General features: G+C 27.9%; 21 protein-coding genes and 2 tRNA genes. 13 read left to right on the forward strand and 10 right to left on the reverse strand.

Annotated features, from left to right (window positions below; translation table 11 throughout):
• Positions 1-14: 14 nt before the first annotated feature.
• From J2Z71_RS02325 to brnQ, 5 genes are all read left to right on the forward strand, one after another.
• Positions 15-1163 (forward strand): acyl-CoA dehydrogenase family protein, encoded by a 1149-nt coding sequence (locus J2Z71_RS02325; RefSeq protein ID WP_210060245.1) that lies wholly within the window; start codon positions 15-17, stop codon positions 1161-1163.
• Between the two features lie 49 nt (positions 1164-1212).
• Complete coding sequence (locus J2Z71_RS02330) at positions 1213-1725, forward strand: DUF1097 domain-containing protein (protein WP_210060246.1); 513 nt, start codon at positions 1213-1215, stop codon at positions 1723-1725.
• 29 nt (positions 1726-1754) lie between these two features.
• Positions 1755-3128, forward strand: coding sequence for a dihydropyrimidinase (gene hydA, locus J2Z71_RS02335; RefSeq protein WP_210060247.1), 1374 nt, complete (start codon positions 1755-1757; stop codon positions 3126-3128).
• Between the two features lie 54 nt (positions 3129-3182).
• Positions 3183-4442, forward strand: a complete 1260-nt coding sequence (locus tag J2Z71_RS02340; RefSeq protein ID WP_210060248.1) for a Zn-dependent hydrolase — start codon at positions 3183-3185, stop codon at positions 4440-4442.
• Positions 4443-4538: 96 nt separating this feature from the next.
• Positions 4539-5957 (forward strand): branched-chain amino acid transport system II carrier protein, encoded by a 1419-nt coding sequence (gene brnQ, locus J2Z71_RS02345; RefSeq protein WP_210060249.1) that lies wholly within the window; start codon positions 4539-4541, stop codon positions 5955-5957.
• 78 nt (positions 5958-6035) lie between these two features.
• Here the strand turns inward: brnQ and J2Z71_RS02350 are convergent, their stop codons facing one another.
• Complete coding sequence (locus tag J2Z71_RS02350; RefSeq protein ID WP_210060250.1) at positions 6036-6914, reverse strand: MerR family transcriptional regulator; 879 nt, start codon at positions 6912-6914, stop codon at positions 6036-6038.
• A gap of 834 nt (positions 6915-7748) precedes the next feature.
• Here J2Z71_RS02350 and J2Z71_RS02355 point away from each other — a divergent pair.
• From J2Z71_RS02355 to J2Z71_RS02365, 3 genes are all read left to right on the forward strand, one after another.
• Positions 7749-8357 (forward strand): histidine phosphatase family protein, encoded by a 609-nt coding sequence (locus tag J2Z71_RS02355; RefSeq protein ID WP_210060251.1) that lies wholly within the window; start codon positions 7749-7751, stop codon positions 8355-8357.
• 203 nt (positions 8358-8560) lie between these two features.
• Positions 8561-11080 (forward strand): bifunctional lysylphosphatidylglycerol flippase/synthetase MprF, encoded by a 2520-nt coding sequence (mprF, locus tag J2Z71_RS02360; RefSeq protein ID WP_210060252.1) that lies wholly within the window; start codon positions 8561-8563, stop codon positions 11078-11080.
• Between the two features lie 12 nt (positions 11081-11092).
• Positions 11093-11536: a GNAT family N-acetyltransferase gene (locus J2Z71_RS02365; protein WP_210060253.1), complete on the forward strand. Its 444-nt coding sequence runs from the start codon at positions 11093-11095 to the stop codon at positions 11534-11536.
• A gap of 28 nt (positions 11537-11564) precedes the next feature.
• Here the strand turns inward: J2Z71_RS02365 and J2Z71_RS02370 are convergent, their stop codons facing one another.
• Positions 11565-11918, reverse strand: a complete 354-nt coding sequence (locus J2Z71_RS02370; protein ID WP_210060254.1) for a hypothetical protein — start codon at positions 11916-11918, stop codon at positions 11565-11567.
• Between the two features lie 171 nt (positions 11919-12089).
• On the opposite strand from J2Z71_RS02370, the gene J2Z71_RS02375 reads away from it, so the two are divergent.
• From J2Z71_RS02375 to J2Z71_RS02385, 3 genes are read left to right on the forward strand one after another with little or no spacing between them, the layout of a single operon-like run.
• Positions 12090-12851, forward strand: coding sequence for an Mrp/NBP35 family ATP-binding protein (locus tag J2Z71_RS02375; RefSeq protein WP_210060255.1), 762 nt, complete (start codon positions 12090-12092; stop codon positions 12849-12851).
• A gap of 4 nt (positions 12852-12855) precedes the next feature.
• Positions 12856-13779 carry an NAD(P)/FAD-dependent oxidoreductase gene (locus J2Z71_RS02380; RefSeq protein ID WP_210060256.1) on the forward strand — a complete coding sequence of 308 codons (924 nt, stop codon included), beginning with the start codon at positions 12856-12858 and terminating at the stop codon, positions 13777-13779.
• Between the two features lie 2 nt (positions 13780-13781).
• The gene (locus tag J2Z71_RS02385; protein WP_210060257.1) at positions 13782-15578 is read left to right on the forward strand and encodes a thioredoxin domain-containing protein; all 1797 of its coding nucleotides are present in this window, start codon (positions 13782-13784) and stop codon (positions 15576-15578) included.
• Positions 15579-15600: 22 nt separating this feature from the next.
• Here the strand turns inward: J2Z71_RS02385 and J2Z71_RS02390 are convergent, their stop codons facing one another.
• Complete coding sequence (locus J2Z71_RS02390) at positions 15601-16221, reverse strand: HAD family hydrolase (protein ID WP_210060258.1); 621 nt, start codon at positions 16219-16221, stop codon at positions 15601-15603.
• 96 nt (positions 16222-16317) lie between these two features.
• Between J2Z71_RS02390 and J2Z71_RS02395 the strand changes: the two genes are divergently transcribed.
• Positions 16318-17358: a DNA polymerase IV gene (locus J2Z71_RS02395; RefSeq protein WP_210060259.1), complete on the forward strand. Its 1041-nt coding sequence runs from the start codon at positions 16318-16320 to the stop codon at positions 17356-17358.
• 36 nt (positions 17359-17394) lie between these two features.
• Here J2Z71_RS02395 and J2Z71_RS02400 read toward each other — a convergent pair whose 3' ends face one another.
• The 6 genes from J2Z71_RS02400 to J2Z71_RS02425 form a co-directional block, all read right to left on the reverse strand.
• Complete coding sequence (locus tag J2Z71_RS02400; protein WP_210060260.1) at positions 17395-17916, reverse strand: adenine phosphoribosyltransferase; 522 nt, start codon at positions 17914-17916, stop codon at positions 17395-17397.
• Positions 17917-18024: 108 nt separating this feature from the next.
• Positions 18025-18996 carry a biotin synthase BioB gene (gene bioB, locus J2Z71_RS02405; RefSeq protein ID WP_210060261.1) on the reverse strand — a complete coding sequence of 324 codons (972 nt, stop codon included), beginning with the start codon at positions 18994-18996 and terminating at the stop codon, positions 18025-18027.
• A gap of 101 nt (positions 18997-19097) precedes the next feature.
• Complete coding sequence (locus J2Z71_RS02410; protein WP_210060262.1) at positions 19098-19490, reverse strand: zinc ribbon domain-containing protein; 393 nt, start codon at positions 19488-19490, stop codon at positions 19098-19100.
• 354 nt (positions 19491-19844) lie between these two features.
• On the reverse strand, positions 19845-20366 hold the full coding sequence (locus tag J2Z71_RS02415; protein WP_210060263.1) for a GNAT family N-acetyltransferase: 522 nt from the start codon (positions 20364-20366) through the stop codon (positions 19845-19847).
• 127 nt (positions 20367-20493) lie between these two features.
• Positions 20494-20577: transfer RNA gene (locus J2Z71_RS02420), tRNA-Leu, on the reverse strand.
• Between the two features lie 284 nt (positions 20578-20861).
• On the reverse strand, positions 20862-21830 hold the full coding sequence (locus tag J2Z71_RS02425) for a P1 family peptidase (protein WP_210060264.1): 969 nt from the start codon (positions 21828-21830) through the stop codon (positions 20862-20864).
• Positions 21831-21951: 121 nt separating this feature from the next.
• On the opposite strand from J2Z71_RS02425, the gene J2Z71_RS02430 reads away from it, so the two are divergent.
• The gene (locus J2Z71_RS02430) at positions 21952-22320 is read left to right on the forward strand and encodes a DUF6483 family protein (RefSeq protein WP_210060265.1); all 369 of its coding nucleotides are present in this window, start codon (positions 21952-21954) and stop codon (positions 22318-22320) included.
• Between the two features lie 44 nt (positions 22321-22364).
• Here the strand turns inward: J2Z71_RS02430 and J2Z71_RS02435 are convergent.
• Positions 22365-22448, reverse strand: a tRNA-Leu gene (locus tag J2Z71_RS02435).
• Between the last annotated feature and the right edge of the window lie 9 nt (positions 22449-22457).

The following is a 22457-nucleotide window of genomic DNA, read 5'->3' on the forward strand; positions in this document are numbered from 1 at the left end:
AAACGGAGGAAACTATGGATTTTAAACTAAATGACAGTCAAAAGGCAATAGTAAAGTCTGCTAGAGACTTTGCTTATAATGATTTACTACCTGGCGTACTTGAAAGAGATAGAAAAGGGGAGTATGATATAAACTTATGGAAGAAATTAGGTGAACTTGGATTTTTGGGACTACCATATCCTAAAGAATATGGCGGAACTGGAAATGGATATCTTGAATATGTACTTGCACTTCAAGAAATATCAAAAGTTGATGCTTCCGTAGGAATATCTTATTCAATTTCTACATCAGTTTGTTGTGGTGGAATCTATAATTATGGAAATGAAGAACAAAAGAAAAAATATTTACCAGCACTACTAAATGGTGAAAGCATTGGAGCTTTTGGCTTAACTGAAGCAGGAGCAGGATCAGATGCTTCTAACTTAAAAACTGTTGCTGAAGAAAAAGATGATCATTATCTACTTAATGGTACAAAAATTTTCACAACTAATGGACCATACTGTAAATACTATTTTGTAATTGCAAGTACAGATCCTACTCAAGGAGTAAGAGGTTTAAGTGCATTTGTAGTAGATACTGATTGGGAAGGTGTAACTGTAGGTGCAATTGAAGATAAAATGGGTTTAAGATCTGCTCAAGTATCTGATATGCATTTCAATAATGTAAAAGTACCTAAGGAAAATTTATTAGGTGAAAAAGGAAAAGGTTTTGTTTATGCTATGGAATCACTTGACTGTGGCCGTGTAGGAATTGCAGCTCAAGCTCTAGGAATTGCAAAGGGAGCATTTAATGAAGCTTTTGAATATATTCAACAAAGAGAACAATTTGGAAAACCAATATACAAAAACCAATATGTATCATTTAAAATGGCTGAATTAAAAACAAAAATTCAAGCAGCAGAATTTATGCTTTATAATGCAGCAGTACTACATGATGAAGGATTACCGTTTAGCGAAGAAGCAGCTATGGCAAAACTTATGTGTAGTGATGTAGCAATGGAAGTAACTGTTGAAGCTGTTCAATTCATGGGTGGAAATGGTTATATGAAACCTTACCATGTTGAAAGAATGATGCGTGATGCAAAAATAACTCAAATATATGAAGGTACAAATGAAATACAAAAACTAGTAATAAGTAATTCAATGTTTAGAAAGAAAAAATAGTTTGTTATAATTGTATCTTTTTTATAAAAATATGTGTGTGGAGGAAGTTATGGGATATATTATGGCAAGTGCACTATCCAGCGGTTTAATTAGTGGTATTTGGACGGGAATAGCTAACTACTTAAGTATATTCTTACCTAACTTATTTTCATCATGGGTTGGATTTGTTGGAATTACTTCATACTTTGTTGCGGGAGGAAAGAAAGAGGGATTTATAAGATCCCTTACTTCCAATCTAACAGGTGTACTAATAGGTTGTATTATAATAGCAATAAGCTCATTGTCTGAGAGTGTTGTATTTGGTGCAGCAGTAACAGGAGTGTTTACTTGGTTAATATGTTATTTAGCACATATTGATTTAACTAAGTTTTCAACTTGTACATTTATGGGTGGATTTTCAGCATTTGCAACAGGTGGAAATTGGAAATTACTTTTAATTTGTCTAGTTTGTGGAAATATAGTTGGTTACTTATGTACATTATTTGGAGATTTTTTATATTCTAAATTTAAGAAAAAAAATTCTACTGAAGAAGAATGGGTTATATTAAAATTCTTAGATTAAATTAAATATCAAAAAAAGGAGTTTGACTTATGAAGTATGATCTTTTAATTAAAAATGGAACTATTGTCACGGCTGCAGAAAGCTACAAAGCAGATTTAGCAGTAAAAGACGGAAAAATAGTTGCAATATCAAATGAGATAAATGATGAAGCAGAAAAAATAGTTGATGCAAAAGGTAAATTAGTTTTACCTGGTGCAATAGATGTACATACACATATGTCTATGCCTTTTGGTGGAACAGTATCATCAGATAGTTACTATTCAGGAACTATGGGAGCAGCTTGTGGTGGAGTTACAACAATATTTGATTATCCAGTACAAAGAAAAGGCCAATCAATTATGGAGCTTATTAATGAGAAAAAAGCAATGTTAGAAGAAGAAGCTTGTGTTGACTATGCAAGTCATTGCTGTATTACAAATTTAAATAATGGCGAAATACTTGATGAAATGAGTAAGGCAGTTGAAGAAGGTATAACAAGTTTTAAAGCATTTTTAGTATATAAAAAAGAAGGCATGATGGTTGATGATGCTACTCTTGTTAGATTAATGGAAAGAGCAAGAGAACTTGGCGCAATGATCAATATACATGCAGAAAATCCTGATTTAATAGATATGCGTACTGAAAGATATTTAGCACAAGGAAAAACAAGTGCTTGGTATCATTACATGAGTCGTCCAGAATTTGTTGAAGCAGAAGCAGACAAAAGAGCAATTCACTGGGCTAAACATTTAAATACACCTCTTTATATAGTTCACATGGCAGACAAAGAAGGTCTTGAAGCTGCTATACAAGCTAAAAGAGATGGAGCAGATGTATTTATAGAAACTTGTCCTCAATATTTAGAATATACATGCGAAGTATATAAACGTGATAATGGACGTAACTTTGTATGTTCACCACCAATGAAGGGTCAAGAAAGTCAAGACGCTCTATGGGTTGCAATTAAAAATGGATTAATAGATACAGTTGCTACAGATCACTGTCCATTCCAAACTTATGAAAAAGATTGGGGTAAAGACGATTTTTCAAAAATCCCTAATGGATGTGATGGAGTAGAAGTACTATATCCATATATGTTAGATGCAGCAAATAGAGGCAAAATTCCTTTTGAAAGAGCAGTTGAATTATGTGCTACAAATGTTGCAAAGATTTTTGGTTGTGACGACAAAGGTTCTTTATCAATTGGAAAAGACGCAGACATAGTAATTTATGATAAAAATAAAGACTTTACTGTAACAATAGATAAATTGCATACAAATTGTGATCATACAATTTGGGAAGGTAAACAACTTCATGGATATCCAGTTCAAACATACTTACGTGGAAGCTTAGTATATGATAATGGAGACTTTGTTGGTAAAGCAGGAATGGGTAAGTTTGTAAAACGTTCACCTAGAATATAAATTTTAAAGTACTTAATATTATAAACATAAAAAATTAATTAAAGGGGAAAGACTATGATATACAAATCTGACGAAAAAAGAATGCAAGATAAAATAGATACAATAAGTGAGTATGGTGCTACAGGAAATGGTGGAATAACTCGTTATTCTTTATCAGAGGCAGATCTGCTGGCCCGTGGCGAGTTTGTAAAGAGAATGAAAGCAATAGGAGCAGAAATAAAAACTGATGACATGGGAAATATTTATGCAACATTAAAAGGTAGTGATCCTACACTTCCAGCAATTGCTACAGGTTCTCATTCAGACTCAGTAAAAAATGGTGGAAACTATGATGGAATCCTTGGTGTAATGGCAGCTATGGAAGTTTTAGATACAATAGTAGCAGAAAATATTCCACATAAGCACGATATAACAGCAATGATATGGACTAATGAAGAAGGATCTTTATATCCACCAGCAATGATGTCTTCAGGAGTAGTTATGAATGAATATCTACCAGAAGAAATTGCTAAAAACTTTAGACATGAAAATATGCTAAATTCAAAATCAGTAATAGATCCTAGTAAAACTTTTAAAGAAGCACTAGAAGCTTCAGGATATAAAGGTGATGTGAAAAATAGATTAAATCCTAAGGATTATAAAGCTATGTTTGAACTTCATATAGAGCAAGGTCCAATACTAGAAGCAGAAAATAAAGACATAGGAGTAGTAAACTGTGTACTTGGAATGATAAATTATAGAATAAAAATTTACGGAGTATCAGATCACGCAGGAACAACACCTATGAAATATCGTCATGACGCACTATATGGTGCTGCAAAAGTACTTCAATACTTACATGATGAATTAGACAAATTAGACGAAAATCTAGTATATACAACAGGAGAAATCCTTTGTCATCCAAACGTTCATACAGTAATACCTGATTATGTAGAATTTTCAATAGATTCAAGACATGAAGATCCAAAGGTAATAGAACAAGTAGTAAAAGTTATAGAAAATATACCTAAGGAAATAGTAGGTTGTACTACTGGTTATGACGTAGCTTGGACAAGAGATACAGTGTACTTTGATGAAACATTAATTGAGTATGTTCAAGACTCAGTAAACGAACTGGGATATTCAAATCAAAGAATTAATTCAGGAGCAGGTCATGATGCGCAATTCGTATCATATATGATTCCAACTACAATGATATTTGTACCATCAAAAGATGGCCATTCACATTGTGAACCAGAATATACATCAACAAAACAATGTACACAAGGAGTATCAGTATTATTAAATGCCATTCTAAAATGTGACGCAGAATGATAGAACTTTGATAAAAAAATACTAATTTTGTTATTTGAAAAATTACCTAAGCCTTGGAATTAGACAAATAATAATATTATTCAAAAGGTGAAAATTATGAATAAAGATTTAAAATCTAATGGAGACTTAAATTGGCTACAACTATTTTTATGTGGTGGAGCACTTTTCTCAATGCATTTTGGAGCATCTAGTATGGTGTGGCCAATGAACTGGGGAAAAGAAAGTGGAACTTCAGTTTTACCAGCATATGCTGGAGCATTTATAACATCATTACTATTAGTATTTATTGCCTATGTTGCACTTGCAAGAGGAGACGGAAGTTATGACAAAATAACTCGTAGAGTACTTGGAGATAGATTTGGAAAATTCTATACAAGACTTACTATTGCAATTTTAGGACCATTCTATGCAATCCCTAGAATGAGTGCAGCAGCTTGGGACAGTGTAATTCAAGCTTTTGGGTTAAATCCTGATAATAAAATAATGCTTGTTATTTTTACAGTTGTCTTTTATGTAATAACCTACTTTTTCTTAATGAATCCAGGTAAAGCTATGGATCGTATATCTAGTATACTTTTTCCTGTTTTACTTGTAATAGTAATACTTATTGTTGGAAAAGGATTATTGTATCCTATTGCAACACCACTAGAAAAAGTTTATGAAGGATCTGCATTTGCATATGGATTTACAAATGGTTATGCTACTGCAGAGATACTATGTGCTTTAATATTTGGAGTTGTTATCTTTAATACGTTAAAAAATAAAGGTGTAGAAGAATCAAAAATGACAAGAAATATGATTAAAGTAGGTATAGTAGGAATAGCTATGTTATCTATAACACATCTTGCTCATATGTTAATAGGAGCATCAACTGGAACTGTTTTTAAAGATTTATACTATACATCTTTATATACAGCAGTTGCTATGAGATTGTTTGGTACAGTTGGAGGAATGTTATTCTCAGGAGCACTATTACTTGCAGCTTTAACAACAGCAATAGGTATGACATCAGGTTGCGCTGAATTTTTCGTAGATACTACTGAGGGAAAATATAATTATAAACAATGTTCTATAGTTATATTAATTCTAAGTGTAATATTTGGATCTCTTGGACTTACTAGTATATTAGGTATATTAGGACCTATTTTAGATGGAATATATCCAGCGGCAATTGTTTTAGTACTATATTATGCAATAACACCAAGTCTAATGGATAAAAAAAGATTAAATGCTTGTAGATGGGCTATGTATGCATCTTTTGTATTTGGAATGATAGACATGGTTTGGAAATATTTAGTAAAACTAAATTTAAATCCAGGTGGAATAGTTGATCTATACGAAAGTATACCATTAACAAAATCCTCTTTAGCTTGGATGCCTGTTGCAATTATTAGTTTTATAATTGGATGGCTTACTTATAAGGCAAAAAATATAGACAGTGAAGTAGACGCAGAAATGGAAAAAATAGACAAAAAAGACTCAAGTTATAAAAAAAATAAAGGTACTCAAATTTAATTGATTACGCCTAAATATTTAAAATATATATAAATTTAAAAAATAGCTTAGAGATTTCTCTCTAAGCTATTTTTTATTTCATTTTTTAACAGGTATAATTACCTTTGTAACATGCTTATCTTCATGAAAAGTATCAAGTGGAGATATAATAAATATATCTGATATAGGACCTGCAACCTCATACCCCATTTTATTAATCCATTGCAACATAAAAATATGACAATTTATTACGTCGCTATATTTTCCAATATGGTAATCAGTACAAGCAGTAAAACCTCCAAAAGTTCTCATCTTACCACAATGAATTGAATCTTTTTGTTCATCATCAATAAGAACTCCAAACTCAACATCACAATCTTTCATTAAAAATTGATCAAGAGGAGGTGCATAATAAGTAGTAATAATAGAGCTTTTCATACGAAGACCATCATCTGTGCATTTCTCATAAATATCAATCCATCTTTGTAATGAAACATCTGCATTATTATAATTTTTCATAATTTTTCTAGAATACATAAGTGTACTTTCTCGTACTTCTTCAATTCTAATATTTTTATTATAACTATTCTCACTAGACATATTTTTTTCATTACAAGTTGAAATAACATTATTTCCCTTTTTAATTTTATTAAGTACAACTTCGCAGTCAGCTTGTCTAGCTCTTAGCATTGTCATTTCATTAGATATTTCATTCATTCGATTTGTTATTTTACATTCAAAGTTATTAAGACAAGGATTTGAAATAATCTCTTTAATATCAGTAATAGAAAGTCCAAGTGATCTAAGTCTTCTAATTACAAGAACAGTGGACATTTGTTCTTTAGTATAGTACCTGTAATTAGTACTTTCATCTCTAAACTCAGGCTTAAGTAATCCGATTTCGTCATAATACCTAAGTGTTTTAATTGTAACATTACATTCTTTTGATATTTTTCCAATTGAGTAGTATTCATTCATAATTATCAATCCTAACATAATGTAATAATATTAAGACAAAACAATAAAAATTAGTAATAGTTTAGTAAATAATGAATTCGTAAAATTTCATAATAAAACATTAAAACTTATAGAAACTAGATTATTTAAAAACTTATTATTATTCTTTAAATTATAAATTTTCTAAGAAAATTATTTTTTATTTTTCATCAATTTTATGAAAATATTTTCATAGATATTAAAATTAAGTATCTGTAAATTAAAATGTTAAATATATTTCAATCAATAGAATTATTATATATAACTAATTATACTAGATTTATGTTTTGATAATATTTTTAAGATAGCTTGTAAATAGTAACTTTATTAAGCATTGCGTTCTATTGTAAAACAAGCTAATTAAAAATTTAAATTTTCAATATATTAGATATTATAAGTGCTTTAGGCTTTTATGCCATAATTAAGATATAAGTAAAATTTGATTTTTTAAGTAATAAATATATTTTATTTTTAATAAAGTATATTTTAAAAAATTATAAATATATTGAATATATTTAACTTTAATCGCTTATTAAAAGATTTATTTTCATAATATGATTAATTTTACTATTGTGAAAATGTTATCTTTGTTATAATTATAAGTAGATTTCAATAAAAATGTCAAGTATTTTTTATTATTAGTGAGAATAGGTTCTCATTTTATGAGATTTCAAAAATTGAAAACAACATTATTATATATACCCAAAAATATAGAATTCTAAAATTAATAAATTTGTATTTTTATTTTAATAGATATGTATAATTTAAAAAAATATTATATGATATAATAAATTTACTAAAAATGAAGGAGTTATTATGAATATATACTTTACAAGACATGGTGAAACACAGTGGAATAAAAGTGATAAAATCCAAGGTTGGCTGGACTCTCCACTAACTGATAAGGGAGTAGAGATGGGAAAAGAATTATCGGAAATTGCCAAAGATATTAATTTTGACAATATATACTCATCTGACCTAAATAGAGCATATAATACAGCAAAATTAATAGTTCCAGAAAGGGAAGTTATAAAGACAGAACTTCTAAGAGAAATAGATGTAGGAGCATGGAGTGGACATCCCTTTAGCGAAGCAGAAAAAATAGACAAAAAAGCCTATGATTTATACTTTAATAATCCAGGTGAGTACAGAAGAGATGATGGAGAAGATTTTTATCAATTAACAAAGAGAGTAGAAGATTTTTTTGAAAAATATGTCTATAATTCAAGTGATGAAAATATATTAATAGTAAGTCATGGAATTACAATAATAGCTATGTTTAATATAATGGAAAATGTTCCAATAGAAAAATTTTGGACAAATAGAGTTAGAAGAAATGGTGAGTTTAACATAGCAAAATATGAAAATAATAAATTTGAAATAATAAAAAAAGCTGCAAAAAATCCCGTTTCAACAATAGGATAGCTTTATTTTTAACACTTTGACACTATTTTTTGAAAAATCTTAGAATTATTTAATATAAATTACACATAAGATTAATAAAAAATGCACAGTTGTAATTTAATATTATTTATAAATTATTGATGATTCTCAATAATAGTTCCTCTTGTTAATTATTTTTAGGACTTCTACATTAGTAGAGGTCTTTTTATTTTATAGGAGAATGTATGGAAAAAACATTTAAATTTTTAAAAAAGAATTCAGAATTAATTAAAAAAGTGCTTTCAATAGTATTTGTAATAGCTTTTTTAATATTTACAGCAACAGAAATGAGAAATATTAACTTTAAAGAATATCATAGACTTTTTTCTTCACTTCCATATTTGAAGAAATTTGCCTTAGTATTTTTTGGACTAATTACATTTTTATTTTCTACACAATATGACTTTATACTTGCAAAATATTTTGATGTTTCATTAAATAAAAAAGAAATATTTAAAATATCTTTTATAACACAGTCATTTAACAACTTTATTTCCTTTGGAGGAATAACAGGTACAAAGCTTAGATCAGATATGTTAATAAAAGAAAATGTAGAACCAAAAAATGCAATAAAAATATCAACATCAGTGCTTATATCAGGACTTTTGGGACTATTTTTTCTAATACTTCCAACACTTATTTTAGTACAAAATATAAGCAGAAAGTATATTTATATTTTAGGATTATTTTCCTTATATATACCATTTTATTTTCTTGCAGGAAAATTTAAAATTAAAAGATTTGAAAAATTCATAGATGAAAACTCACCCTATAGCTTTTTAGATACAAAGGTAAAAATAAAATTACTCCTTGCATCAATATTAGACTGGGTAGTAGTTTCAATGTATTTTAGCTTTATAATAAAGATGATAAATCCTGAAATGCCATTTTTCAAAAGTATATTTGTATATATAATTGCAGAAGTTGTAGCGCTTATTTCTTTTATACCAGGAGGAATAGGAAGTTTTGATTTAACAGTATTTTTATTATTTAAGGACTTAGGATATCAAAGTAATAATATATTAGTAAGTATTTTATTATTTAGAATAACTTTTTATTTAGTGCCTTGGGTTATAGGAATAATTCTTTATGTATTAACTCAGTTTAAAGAAAAGTCTAAAAAAATAATTCCATCTCAAGAAATTATTTTAAATATTCTTTCTACACTTATATTTTTAAGTGGTGCAATATTAATAATTTCTACTGCAACACCAGCTGTCTTTGAAAGAGTTGTATTTTTAAAAAATATCTTGCCAAGACTTGCCTTTGTCCTTTCAAAAAGCTTTACACTTATGATAGGAGTTATATTAATTGTAATGTCTAGAGGTATTAAATTTAGAATAAAAAAGGTTTATAAAATAAGTTTGTCTCTATTAATACTTGGATCTATTGGATGTGTAGTTAAGGGACTTGACTATGAAGAGGCAATTATACTTTTAATATTTGCAGGGCTTTTATTTACAACAAGAGATCTATTTACAAAGGAACATTTAGAAATAAAACAAAAAGATGTCTATAAAATTGGAGTATATTTATTTATAGTTTTAATGTTATATATTACAATTTACAATCTAACACATCATGTAAATATATATACATCACAAAGAGCCTTTAGTTTTATTTGGATAGAAGAAAATCCATTAAAGATTATTGGATTTTTAATATCAACTGCAATACTTTTAATATTATTTTTATACTCTAGAAAGCAACCTCTTGAATTTAGTGAAGTTAGCGATGAAGATATAAATAAATATGCAAACTTTTTAAAGGACCATAGTGGAAATTATTTTTCACATTTATATTTTATGAGAGATAAAAATTTCTTTTTAAACTCTAAAAAAACAGTCTTAATGCAGTATAGACCTTATAAAGATAATATTGTAGTCCTTGGAGATCCTGTTGGAATATATGAAGATTTTGAAGAGGCAATAGATGAGATTATAGAATTTGCAGGAAGTTATGGAATGAAGGTAAGTTTTTATGAAGTAAGAGGAGAAAATTTAGAATTATATGCAAATCAAGGATTTTCTTTTATAAAAATAGGAGAAGATGCAACTGTTTATTTAAATGAATTTAGTTATGATGGCAAGAAAAATAAAAATTTAAGAAAACAGCGCAATAAATTAAATGGAGAAGACTTTACTTTTGAAATAGTATATCAACCCTTTGATTCAGTATTTATGGAAAGACTTAGAGAAATTTCAGATAATTGGTTAAATGGAAAGCAGGAGATGGGATATTCTCTTGGAAGTTTTGATAAATATTATTTAAATACAGCTCCAATTGCAATATTAAAGGACAAAAATCAAGAAATAATTGCCTTTGCAAATTTACTTCCAGTAGTAAATACTAAAAAAATATCAATAGATCTTATGAGATATAATAGAGAAAAATGTAAAAATAATGAAATGGATTTACTATTTTTAGGACTATTTGACTGGGCAAAAGAAGAAGGTTATGAAGAGTTTTATCTTGGAATGGCACCACTTTCAAATGTTGGAGATAAAAAATATTCAAATTCTAAAGAGAGAATAATGAGACTTATGTATGAATATGGAAATAAATTTTATTCTTTCCAAGGATTAAGATACTATAAAGAAAAATTTCATCCAAGATGGAGTGGAAGATATATTATATATAAAAATGATATGGACTTAATTGAAGTTATGATTTCAATATTAAATATAGTTCACAGACAAAAATAAGAAGGGGACTTTATGCTTCGAGAAATTAATAATATTGATGAAGTTTTAGCTGAAAAAATCTATAATATTTGGAAAGATTCAGTATTAAATACTCATGATTTTTTATTAAAAGAAGATTTTGATTTTTATAAAGTATATGTAAAAGAAGCTATATTAAATTTAAAATACATTTTAGTAATAGAAGAAAATGGAAAAATAGTTGGATTTTTAACACCAGATTTTGAAAATAATAATATTAATATGTTATTTATTTCATCAAAAATGATAAATAAAGGCTATGGAAGAACTTTAATAGAATATGGAATCAAAAATTTAAATTTAAATAAAGTAGATGTAAATGAAGATAATATTAAAGCTTTAAAATTTTATGAAAAAATGGGATTTAAGTTTAAAAGCAGATCTTCTAAAGATGATTTTGGGAAAAATTATCCAATACTTCATATGGAATTAAAATAAAAATAAGCTAGAAATCTAGCTTATTTTTTTATCCTGCACAAACTCCATTAGGTACTTCTTTTTCAGGAAGTGCAAGAACTGGAATAATTCCATTAGCATATCCAATATCAAAAAGCATTCCCTCAGAGATGATTCCTGCCATTTTTCTTGGAGCAAGATTTACAACAAATAGTGCTTGCATACCTTCTATTTCAGTAGGATCTTCTCTTTCACCTTTCATTCCAACAAGAATTACTCTTTGAAACTCACCAAAATCTACATCAAGTTTAATAAGTTTATTAGAATTTTCCACATCTGAAACTTTTAAAATTTCTCCAACACGAATATCTAATTTTTCAACATCATCAATTGTAATATTATCTTTAACTGCAATATTTTTCATAATAACCTCCTAGTCTTAATTTAAATAATATCATATAAAGAGAAAGTTTCTTAAGTATAGATTTTTATTATACTTAATTTTTTAAAAATTTTAGATTAATTTGCAAACAAGGTATATAATATAAATTAGATAAATATACAATTATTTATGAATATTTTTAGGGGGATTGAAATGGCAATAGAAAAATTTAAAGTAAATGAAAATTCAAATATAAAAAATGTTATTGGAGTAATTAGTGGTAAAGGTGGAGTAGGAAAAAGTTTTGTAACTTCACTTATTGCATCAGAACTTAAAAGACAAGGTAAATCAGTAGGAATACTAGATGCTGATATTACAGGACCTTCTATTCCAGCATCTTTTGGAATAAAAGAACTTGCTCATTCTGATGGAAAAAATATTATTCCATCAATTACAAAAACTGGTATAAAAGTTATGTCTGTAAACTTAATTTTAGACAATCCAACTCAACCAGTACTTTGGAGAGGACCAGTTCTTGGAAATGCAATTTCTCAATTTTATGAAAATGTAAACTGGGGAGAACTTGATTATCTTTTAATTGATATGCCACCAGGAACAGGAGATGTAGCTCTTACAGTATTCCAATCTATGCCTATTGATGGTGTTGTACTTGTATCATCACCACAAGATTTAGTATCTATGATAGTTGCAAAAGCAGTTAACATGGCTAAAGTTATGGGTATCAGAATACTTGGACTTGTAGAAAATATGAGCTATTTTAAATGTCCTTGTTGTGGAGAAGTTGCTCATATTTATGGACCAAGCTCTTTAGATAGTGAAGCTGAAAAATATGGTATTGAAAATAAAGCAGCTCTTCCAATGAAAGAAGATTTCGCTCGTCTAGTAGATGCAGGAAATGTTGAAGATATTGAAATAGAAGAAATTAAGGAATTAGTTAAAAATTTAATGAGGTGATTATATGATATATGATCTCATTATAGTTGGAGCGGGCTCAGCAGGCCTTAGCTCCGCTATATATGCAGGAAGAGCTGTACTTAATACACTAATCATTGATAAATCAGGTTTTGGCGGAAGAATTAGAGATACTGCTGAAATTTTAAACTATCCAGGATGTGAAAGTATTTCTGGAATAGGGCTTGTTCAAAAATTTAGAGAACATGCAATGAGTTATTCTACAAATGATTTTGTCTATGGAACTGTTACAAAAGTAAAAAAAGAAGATGAATATTTTGTAGTTTCCACAAGAAGAAAGGGAGACTTTAAAGCAAAATGTGTAATTCTTGGACTTGGAACAGTATCAAGAGTTTTGGGACTAAATGGCGAATTAGATTTTCAAGGACATGGGGTAAGTTATTGTGCAACTTGTGATGCCAATATGTTTATTGGAAAAGATATTCATATATTAGGATCAGGAGATGTTGCATTAGAAGAGGCCGATTATCTTTCTAAATTTGCAAATAAAGTTACAATGATAGTAATTCATGATGAGGGAATTGTAGATGGCACAGAAATTCAAAAAAGACGTGTTATGCATAATCCTAAGATTGAATTTATGTGGAATACTGCTCTTGATGAAATTTGTGGAGATGATTTTGTTAAAGAAATTGTCGTTAAAAATTTAAAAACAGAGGAAAAAAAGAAGATTTCAAGTGAGGGAATATTTATGTTTGTAGGACTTAAACCTCAAACTAAAATATTACAAGGACTTGTAGATTTAGATAAAGATGGATTTGTAAAAGTTAATGAGTTTCAACAAACTTCTATTGAAGGCTTATTTGCAGCAGGAGATTGTACTAATACCTATTTAAGGCAAGTAGTTACAGCTGCTTCTGATGGAGCCAAAGCTGCTGTTGCAGCAGAAAGGTATATAAGAAGGGAGTAGTTATGAGTTATCCTACAGGAACTACAATCTATATAAAGAAAAAGTGTTTTAGCGGATATAATTTAGTTACAACTGTAAAAGATGGAATTATTTTATTTGATATGAATGGAAATGAAATAAGACGATATAAGATGAATGGTATGCCTGCAAAACTTTTAAAGGGTGGAAATATCATTGGGACATCTTCCTTTAGAGATTCAGCTCATGCACTTCAAGATGGAATTAGTCTTATGGAAATAGACTATGATGGAAATTTAGTTTGGAAATACAATCAATTTAGATTTATAGATGAAGAAAACCAATGGGCAGCAAGAGCTCATGGAGATTATCAAAGAGAGGGAAATCCAGTAGGATATTATGTTCCAGGAATGGAAGCAAAAGCTGGATCTGGAAATACAATTATTTTATCTCATGATACGATTATAAATAAAACTATCTCAGATAAAAAACTCCTAGATGAAGTCATTTATGAAGTGGATTATGATGGAAATATTTTATGGAGATTTTCTTTTTCAGAGCATTTTAATGAAATAGGCTTTTCAGAACAAGCAAAAAATGTTATTTATAGAAATCCAAATATGAAAAAAATAGATGGAGGAGTAGGAGACTATCTTCACATATCTTCAATATCAGTGCTAGGACCTAATAAATGGTATGATCAAGGAGATATTAGATTTCATCCAGACAATATAATATTTGCATCAAGAATAGGAAATTTCATAGGTATCATTGACAAAAAAAGATCAAGGATTTGTTGGAAAATTGGACCTAATATTTATTCAGAAGAATTTAATAAATTAGGTGGATTAATAGGTCCATCACATATTCAATTAATTCCAAAGGGACTTCCAGGAGAGGGAAATATTTTATTATTTGATAGTGGAGGATCATCAGGATATGGATATCAATCATCTATATCTCCAACAGGACTTAAAAATTCTACAAGAGATTATTCAAGAGTAATTGAATTTAATCCAGTATCATTAAATATAAAATGGCAAATTGATCCAAAACAAATAGGCTTTTTAAATGCTGTAAATGGATATAAATTTTATTCGCCCTATGGGTCAAATGTTCAAAGACTTCCAAATGGAAATACTCTTATAACTCTTGCCACAAGTGGAATTATGCTTGAGGTGACAGAAGAGGGTGAAATTGTTTGGAAATGGATATGTCCATATAAAAGTAGTACAGATTTTTATGCCTTTCACAATTTGATCTATCAAGGAATGAGATATCCCTATGACTATATTCCCCAAGAAGAAATTCCAAAGGAAAAGACGATGCTTCCAGTAAATAAATCACTATTTAGACTTCCAGGAGCAGGAACATATGGTGCGAAAAAAGTAATAGATATTGAAGGAGCAGAACCATCTATTGATGTAGATATAATAACTATGGCTATGGAAAATGATGAAGAAATTGCATATCAAAAGAAAATGATAGCAATGGACAGTTCTGTAATAAAGAGCATTAACTCTAAAAACTTTGAAAAAAGACTTTCTGAAAATGAAAACTCAATTATAATATATGGTGCTGTAAGATGTACACATTGCCAAGCTATAAGAGAAATTTTAATGGAACTTATAGAAGAGGAATTTCAAGAGGTTACATGTTTTTATATGGATATTGATGAAAATCCAAGCTTTGCAGCTAAAAGAGGAATTAAATCTGTTCCACTTACTGTATTTTATAAAAATAGCAAAGAAGTATATAGATTTCTTGGAGAGGGAAGCTATGATGAGATTGCTGATGCAATTGAAGATTATTTTAAAATTGAATCAGATTATAATATATAAAAATGAGCTATCAGTTGATAGCTCATTTCCAATTTAAATTCTTATATCCTCTTTTTTCAACATCTGAATTTATTAAAAATCTATTTTTTACAAGCATTAGCATAGGTCTATCATCTTTAAAAGAATCTGAATAGGCAGATGAATTTTCATAATCAATATTAAAATCCATTTCTAGAAGATGTTTTTTAATTCTTTTTACTTTCTCAGTGCTTTTATTATTTTTTCCTAAAACATTATACTCATTATCAAGATTAGTTCCAATAATTAAATCAAAATCAAAATATTTATCTACAAATTTTAAGTAGTTAATAGGTGATGCAGATACTAACATTTTGTAAGAATCTTTAGGTAGATTATTAAATTCCTCTACACCATCTTTATAAATATGTTCTTCGTATATATAGTCAATAAATTCTTTAAGTTCCTCATCATTAAAATATTTAAGTACAGAGCATAATTCATTTTTAAACATTAGAAAATTAAATCCACTAAATAAAAATTTAAAAAATCCTTTAATCATTTGCAAAATAAATTTAAAATAATTTGTTTTCTTTTTTGAAAAGGCATATTTCCATAATAAGAAAATACTATCATCATCAGTTAATGTCTTATCAAAATCAAATAAAATAATTTGTTTTTTCACAATTTCACCTCATTATGATTATACCAAGTTTCAGATAAATATAAAAGCAAATTGACAGAATATATGTTCTATTTTAAAATATAGATAGGTGATTTTATGGAAAATAATATAATTCATGTAGATATAGATGCCTTTTATGCATCTGTTGAAGAACTTGATAATAAAGATTTAAAAAACCATCCAGTTGTAGTAGGAGGGCTATCTGATAGTTCAATAGTTACAACTGCAAATTACGAAGCTAGAAAATATGGAATTCACTCTGCAATGCCAATATTTATGGCAAAAAATTTATGTAGTGATTTAATAGTTGTGCCAATTAGAAGAAATAGATATTTAGAAAAGTCAAAGGAAGTATTTAATATTCTTAGTAAGTATTCAGAAAATATTGAAAAAGTTTCAATAGATGAGTGCTATTTAGATATATCTAAAAATAAAGAAGATAGTGTAGATATTGTAAAATCAATTATGAAAGAAGTAAAAGAAAAAACAGGACTAAGTGTAAGTGTTGGACTTTCTTATAATAAATTTTTGGCAAAAGTTGCATCGGATTGGAATAAACCACAGGGTATGAAAATAATATCTATAGAAGATATTCCGAATATTTTATTAGATTTAGATATTACTAAGGTTCATGGAATAGGAAGAAAATCAGAAAAAAGATTTAGAAATATTGGAATAAATACAGTTGAAGATTTATATCAATTGTCAGAAGAATTTTTAGTAGATAATTTTGGGAAAATGGGACATGAACTCTATGAGAGAATAAGAGGAGTAGATAATAGAAAGGTAACCCCTTATAGAGAGAGAAAAAGTATTGGAGTAGAAAGAACTTTTAAATCAACTAGAGATAAGGAAATATTACATAATTATATAGAGAGATTTTCAAGGGAGCTTTCAAAGGATTTAAAAAATAAAAATTTAGGATTTAATACATTAACTATAAAAATCAAAGACTCTGATTTTGAAAGTAGAACTAGATCAAAAACACTAAAGCAGACAATTATATCTTATGAGGATATATATAGACTTTCATTAGAGCTATTTAGTGAAGTTTATAAAAATGAAAGTTTAAGACTTATTGGAATAACTGCATCAAATCTTGTAGATTTAAATATGATTCAACTTAGTTTTATATAGAAAAAAAGAAGCTCATAGAACTTCTTTTAATATTTCTTAATTACCTTCATATTTTATTATAGAGTTTATTTCGTAACCTTCTAATTTGTCTTTTCCATGTAAATCAACAAGTTCAATTAAAAAGCTAAGTCCTACAACTTCTCCGCCAAGACGCTCTATAAGTTCTACTACGGCTTTTGAAGTTCCTCCAGTTGCAAGTAAATCATCTACAACTAGAACTCTTTGTCCCTTTTTAATTGCATCAGAGTGCATTTCAACACTGTCAGTACCATATTCAAGTTCATAAGTAGCTGAAATTTTATCAGATGGAAGTTTTCCTGGTTTTCTAACTGGAACAAAACCACAACCTAATTTATAGGCAACTGGTGCTCCTACAATAAATCCTCTTGCTTCTACACCTACAACAAGATCAATTTCTTTATCCTTTGCAGTTTCAACTAGTTGATCAATCGCCTCAGGAAATGCTTCTTTATCCCTAAGTAAAGTAGTTATGTCTCTAAAGATTATTCCAGGAATTGGATAATCGTAAATTGCTCTTATTTTTGTTGACAAATCCATAATATATCCTCCATTTCTTAATAGTACTAGTATATCATAGTAGAGAATATCATAAAAGATATGAATAAAAAAAGTCCCTACAAATGTAGGAACTTTAAGTAAAATAAATTAAGGTATAGAGATGATTTCTGGAGTGAAGTTAAGAGATTTTATTAATTCTAAATCACTTTTGGTACTAATACCTGATGTAGTAAGCATATCACCAGATATTGCAGCATTTGCACCAGATTTAAAAATAATTTCTCCCTTGTCTTTAAATAGCGATCTTCCGCCAGCAAGTCTTATAAATGAATCTTTTAATATAAATCTAAAGACAGCTATTGTTCTAATAACTTCTTCCTCACTTAAGACGTCATTATTTCCAAGAGGGGTATTTGGAATTGGATTTAAAACATTAATTGGAATTGATTTTATATTTAACTCTTTTAATTTAAATGCCATTTCTATTCTTTGTTCATAGGATTCACCAAGTCCAATAATTCCTCCACTACAAACTTCAAGACCAGCATCTCTAGCAGCTTTAATGGTGCTGATTTTGTCATTTATTGTGTGAGTAGTACAAACACTACTAAAAAAGCTTTCAGAGCTTTCTAGGTTGTTGTGAACCCTTGTTGCACCAGCTTCTTTTAGAATTTTAAAATTTTCATAAGATAATAGTCCGTTTGATACACAAATTTCAATATTACAAATATCTTTTAACTTTTTAATAATTCTAGCTTCTTTTAAAACATCCTCATCTGATAGTTTTTTTCCACTAGTTACAATAGAATATCTTAAAATTCCTTGTTCTTTTTGTTTAATGGCATCATTAATAATTTCATCATCACTAAGTAGGGGATAAGTATCTACATCACTTTTATAGTGAGATGATTGTGCGCAAAATTTGCAATTTTCAGAGCAGCTTCCTGATTTTGCATTTATAATTGTACATAGATCAAAAGAGTCTTTCATAAAGTGTTTTCTGATTTCATTTGCAGAATCTTTTAATAAATTTAAATCCTCATAATATAATTCCTTAGCCTCTGTAATTGTAATATCATAACCATTAATAACTTTTTGCTTTAAATTTATAATATCCATTTCTTCACCTCTAAAGATATTATAAATCTTTTTCATAAAATGTCAATAAGATATTTTAAGCAGGTTGACAATTGAAATAAAAAAAAGAGCATTAGCTCTTTTTAAGTTCTTATTTGAAATTTATGGCCACATTTTTTACAAGTAACATTAATTTTTCCTTTTTTAGTGGGAACTCTAAGTTCTTGTTTGCAGTTTTCACATTTAATATACTTATAATCTTTGTCTTTTACATTTCTTTTAGTTCTTTTAAAAAATCTTCTAACAGGAGATGTTATTTCTAAGTATTTTTGGTTTTCTTTATATCTAGCATTAATATTTTTAGATAGCATTCTAAAAGTGGAGTAGATAATAATTGCAAAAACTACATAGTTAAGTATTTGATTTTTAGTAACTAATAAAATAATAATAAGTATTATATTTAAATAAGCTAAAAATTGATTAAAATGATCAGCTCCATATCTTCCTTGCATAAATTTTAAAAACTTTTCTTTCAAAATATCACCTCTAATCTAATTAATAATTATACCCTATAAATATTAATTATATACAAAAATGAATAAAAATTTTTATATATTAAATTTTTGGACAAATTAAGTCCATTAATATTGTGCTTACTTATAAAAATATAAGAAAATTTTTAACAATAGTATTAGTTGCAAGAATAAAGCAATAGTTATATCTTAAACTTTTTCTACTTCTGTATTATTTATTGAAGTATTATATATTTTTTTATTTTGAATTAAAGGCAGTTTAGGAATAAATTTTTTAAAGTTCTTTTACAAACTTAACTTTGATTTTATATTTATAATATATAATTTCAAAATAAAAAAAGACAGATATCTGTCTTTTTAAAATTTAAATTCTAAATAAGCTTGTTCTTCAGGAATTAATCCTTCAAGTAAACTTGTAGCATATCCTGCAATTCTAAATCCATTTTTTTGATAAAGGGATTTTGCAGGTTCGTTATAAGCATAGGTATCTATTCTAATTACAGGATAATTTAAATCTTTTGCAAAGTTTTTTGCATAATCAATCATCTTAGTTCCATATCCTTTTCCTGCTTCTTGAGGAGGAATACAAAGTGTATGAATAACTAAAAGATTATCATCATCTGCTAAATATTTCCAAGGAATAGTTGAGTATTCTTTAGCTTGGACTTGATTTAAAATCATACTTGCACATATTTCATTATTTTCATTTTCTAAAACATACATTTCACCTAAAGGAACTCTTAGCTTAGGAACTTTTATTGTTGGATAAATTCCAAGTTGCCAATTAGAGTGATTTTCATTTTCTTTTTCATAAATCAAAAGTTCATCATAAGTTTTTGCAATTTTTAATATATCATTTTCAGTAGCTTTACGTATCATATAAACCTCCAAAATCTTGATTTTAAATAACTTATTTTAAGTATATAGTTTTTTACATATTTAAACAATCTTTAAGTTTTAAATAAATTTAGATAAAAAAAAGACGGTTGAATTTCAACCGTCTGTCTGGTGCGGGAAAGAGGACTTGAACCCCCACTCCAATGGAACTAGATCCTAAGTCTAGCGCGTCTGCCAATTCCGCCACTCCCGCATGACCAATCAACAAAAGATATTATATAAGATTTTTAGAGTGTTGTCAATATTATTTAAACATATTTTTCAAAATATTTAAATGTTTTTTTTATCAATAAAGTAAATAGCCAAAATTCCAAGAATTGCAAAGAGTATTTTTAGTATATAAGAGCTAGTTATAATCTCATTATTTACTCTTATTCCAGAGGGAATTAAGGAATGAAGGCTAAAAGCTATTGCAATAGAAAGTCCAAATATTCCTAAAATATGAATTAGATTTTTGTCTATGGTAATCACCTTTTTCTAATAAATTATTTTGTCTAAAAATTCTTCATCTTTCATAGAAGAGGATTTAACAGCATCTTCTATGGCATGAGACATAACATTTGCACTAAGAGCTCCAACTAGGCTTATATCGGCTATAACATCGCCTAAAGATACAGCATAGATAGTATCTCCATCAGCCATTGTCGATACTGGATTTATTGATCTTGCAAAACCTGCACGAGTCATAGATGCAACTTTTGACATTTGTGCTTGAGAAAATTTTGCATTTGTAAATATTACACCTAGAGTTGTGTTTTCCATACTTTCTGAAAGATGAGAAAGATACATTTCTTCTTCAATACTTGAAAATTCACTTCGATCATTATTTAAAACTCCAGCAATTTTTTTACCATTTTTATAATCAAAGATATCTCCAACAGCATTTACTACTGCAAGAGCTCCTATTTGTAAATCTCCAAGAGAAATTGCATAATATCCAATTCCTGATTTTTGAGCGCGGAAAAGTCCTGCAAGTTTTCCAACTATGGCACCTGTTCCAGCTCCAATAATACCTGATATTGCATTATTATTTACTGAGTCAAGACAAGATTTATAGGCCATTTCTGCATCTGGTCTAATATTTTTATCTCCAATATTTAAATCAAAAATACAAGACTGTGTAACAAGTGGTATTACAAAATCCATAAGTTCATATCCTATGTTATTTTCTTCTAAATATTTAACTACACCAGCAGATGCATTAAGTCCATAGGCAGATCCACCAGATAATACAATTGCATTTAAATTATGTGGATTTGTAAGAGGGTGAAGTAGGTGAGATTCTCTAGATGCAGGACCTCCTCCAGATATATCAATGCCAGCTCTATTTTCTTTTTCAAATATAATAGTAGTAACTCCAGTCATAGCGTTATAATCTTGAGCATTTCCAATTTTAAATCCATCAATATCTCTTATATCAATTTCTTTAATTAAATTACTATTCATAATATTCTCCTTTAAATATACTCTATTGATTTTAACATAAAAAAATAAAATATATATTTATAAATTTAATTGAAATGATAAAATATATTTATTGAAAAAACTTATTAAAAGGAGAGTATTAATGTTAAAAGAAGATTATATAATGAGAAGTATAAAAAATAAAATAAAATTTTTAGCTAATATATTATTTGGAAAAGATATTATAAATTATGAATATGTAAATAAAGATGAAAGTAATGAAAGTGATATTTTATATAAAAAATTAATAGTTTTAATTTCTAATAATAATATTAATGATGCAGAAAGTTTATTGTTTGAAGAATTTGATCCTTTAGATAAAAATAAAATAGCTATTGCTCTTGATTTTTATAATAGTATAAATAATTTAGAGGATGAGGTTCTTGAAAAAAATAATTTTACAAGAAAAGAAATTAAAGAGGGAATTGATGATATATATGAATTACTAGGTATGGATATTTATAAATTGTAATAAAAAATATAAAAAAAAAGACGGTTGAATTTCAACCGTCTATCTGGTGCGGGAAAGAGGACTTGAACCCCCACTCCAATGGAACTAGATCCTAAGTCTAGCGCGTCTGCCAATTCCGCCACTCCCGCATGGAACAT

Source organism: Peptoniphilus stercorisuis (assembly GCF_017874395.1).
GTDB classification, from domain to species: domain Bacteria; phylum Bacillota; class Clostridia; order Tissierellales; family Peptoniphilaceae; genus Anaerosphaera; species Anaerosphaera stercorisuis.